The 2,715-nt window shown below is 46.1% G+C and carries 1 protein-coding gene; it reads left to right on the top strand.

All coding sequences use genetic code 11. From position 1 onward, the window contains the following. Positions 1-224 precede the first annotated feature (224 nt). Positions 225-2,276, top strand: a complete 2,052-nt coding sequence (locus O9323_RS17375; protein WP_002774199.1) for an NAD(P)H-quinone oxidoreductase subunit 5 — start codon at positions 225-227, stop codon at positions 2,274-2,276. Positions 2,277-2,715 lie beyond the last annotated feature (439 nt).

Raw genomic sequence — 2,715 nt, 5'->3', positions numbered from 1 at the left:
ATTCCCAAATGCGTTTAACCGCTATGGGATAGAGAGGTGCGTAGTTCACCCAAGGAGAATCAATCTCTCGAAGTAAAAGTGAAGGGAATTTCTGAAATGGAATTCAGTCTGTCTATATTTGACTATACTTTTACTAACTATAAACACTTTCTTAAGAATTAACCTATGTCACAATAGATGAGGATAAACCAAATAGTGTGAAATTGTAAACTAGGTATTACTGAATGGAACCGCTTTATCAGTACGCGTGGCTAGTTCCCGTCCTACCCTTGGTAGGCGCTACCCTAGTCGGTGCGGGCTTAATTTCCTTTAATGAAGTCACCAATCGTCTGCGACAGGTGAATGCTGTATTGATCATTTCTACCCTCGGTGCGTCGATGGTGCTGTCTTTTGCGCTGTTGTGGAGTCAAATCAATGGACACGCTCCCTATACCCAAATGATCGATTGGGCATCGGCGGGTAACTTTCACCTGAAAATGGGTTATACGATCGATCACCTCAGTGCTTTAATGTCGGTTATCGTCACCACCGTGGCTTTTTTGGTGATGATTTATACCGATGGTTACATGGCCCACGACCCCGGTTATGTGCGTTTTTACGCCTATCTGAGCATTTTTAGCAGTTCTATGCTCGGTTTGGTCATCAGTCCCAACCTAGTCCAGATCTACGTTTTCTGGGAATTGGTGGGGATGTGTTCCTATCTGCTAGTAGGTTTCTGGTTCACTCGTCCGGCGGCCGCCGAGGCCTGTCAAAAAGCCTTCGTTACCAACCGCGTCGGCGATTTTGGCTTATTACTGGGAATGCTGGGGCTTTTCTGGGCCACTGGTAGCTTCGAGTTTGATATCATGGGTGAACGTCTAGAGGAATTAGTCTCTTCTGGAGCCATTGCCGGCAGTTTAGCGGCATTATTCGCCGTTTTAGTCTTCCTTGGACCCGTGGCCAAATCAGCCCAATTTCCCCTTCATGTCTGGCTACCGGATGCCATGGAAGGTCCGACCCCGATTTCGGCCCTGATTCACGCCGCCACGATGGTGGCCGCCGGAGTTTTCCTGATTGCTCGGATGTATCCCGTTTTTGAGCCAATTCCCACGGCGATGACGGTAATTGCTTGGACGGGGGCCTTTACTGCCTTTCTAGGGGCAAGTATCGCCCTCACCCAGAATGATATCAAAAAGGGTTTAGCCTATTCCACCATCTCCCAATTGGGTTATATGGTTATGGCTATGGGTATCGGCGCTTATAGTGCGGGATTATTCCACCTGATGACCCACGCTTATTTTAAGGCGATGTTGTTCCTCGGTTCCGGTTCGGTCATCCACGGTATGGAGGATGTGGTCGGTCATGAGCCGGTTTTAGCGCAAGATATGCGGATGATGGGCGGTTTACGCAAGTATATGCCCATTACCGCCCTAACTTTCCTGGTGGGAACTCTGGCCATCTGTGGGATTCCTCCTTTCGCTGGTTTCTGGTCGAAGGATGAAATTCTCGGTTTAGCTTTTGAGGCGAACCCAGCTTTATGGTTAATCGGTTGGGGTACTGCGGGTTTAACAGCTTTTTATATGTTCCGGATGTACTTTAATACCTTTGAAGGGGAGTTTAGAGGGACTAATAAGGAGATTAAACGGCGACTGTTAGCCAACGCGGGCGCGATTCCGGCTTTTGGACCGGGGGCAATGAATGTTAAGCAATTAGACTCGGAAGCGCAGGAAGAAGACAACCACGGCCATCATGCCCATGAACCCCACGAATCGCCAATTACTATGACTTTACCTCTAATGATTTTGGCGGTTCCTTCTTTGTTAATCGGTTTGGTGGGTAAACCTTGGCAGAATTTCTTCGAGGGTTTTATTCATGTTCCTAACGAAGTGGTGGAAGAAGTTCATGCTTTTGATTGGACGGAGTTTCTGATTATGGCGGGTAATTCGGTGGGGATTGCTTTAATCGGGATTACTGTCGCTTCTTTGATGTATCTCCAGAAGAAAATTGACCCCGCAACTATTGCCGAAAAATTCCCCGCTTTGTATCGTTTTTCCCTGAACAAGTGGTACATTGATAATCTCTATGATCGAGTTTTTGTCCAGGGTTGTCGTCGTCTCGCACGGCAAATTATGGAGGTGGATTATCGCGTTATCGATGGGGCGGTGAATTTAACCGGTTTAGCTACTCTTGTCAGTGGTGAAGGTCTTAAATACCTTGAAAATGGTCGCGCCCAATTCTACGCTTTAATTGTCTTTGCCGCAGTTTTGGGCTTAGTAATTGTCTATAGTCTGGTGTAGATTTTTAATCGGTTGACTAAAGATTTTTGGGGGCGCGAAGCCCCTTTTTTCAGCAGTTTTTTGGGTTATATAGTCATTTCAGATAAGTCTGATACACTTTAGACCAAGGCTATCAATCTTTGATTAACGAGATTTTGTGGCAAGGGAAAGAGCGAGATGAGTTACAAGATCGTGTAAAGTAGCGATCAATGAGCATTTGCTCGATCGCTACTTTACATGATATGATATAGAGGTTGGTTAATTGATCCCATTAGTCAACAGGTAGCCATATATCGCCAAAATCAGGAAGTAGAAATCGTCCTGACAGGGGGACAAGCGAGCTAGAAAACTTGCCAACACAGGCTTCTGGCTTCTCTCGCTAGAAATAGATCTAGCGATTCTAGGCAAAAAGCTAACGAAAGAATTAGGGATAGGAGCGAGCTTACTAGGAATTATTATT

The sequence above is a fragment of the Microcystis sp. LE19-131.1A genome (assembly GCF_027532015.1).
GTDB lineage: Bacteria > Cyanobacteriota > Cyanobacteriia > Cyanobacteriales > Microcystaceae > Microcystis > Microcystis ichthyoblabe_A.
The sequence above is the reverse complement of the archived record's forward strand: the minus strand, read 5'-3'. Positions and strand labels throughout refer to the sequence as shown.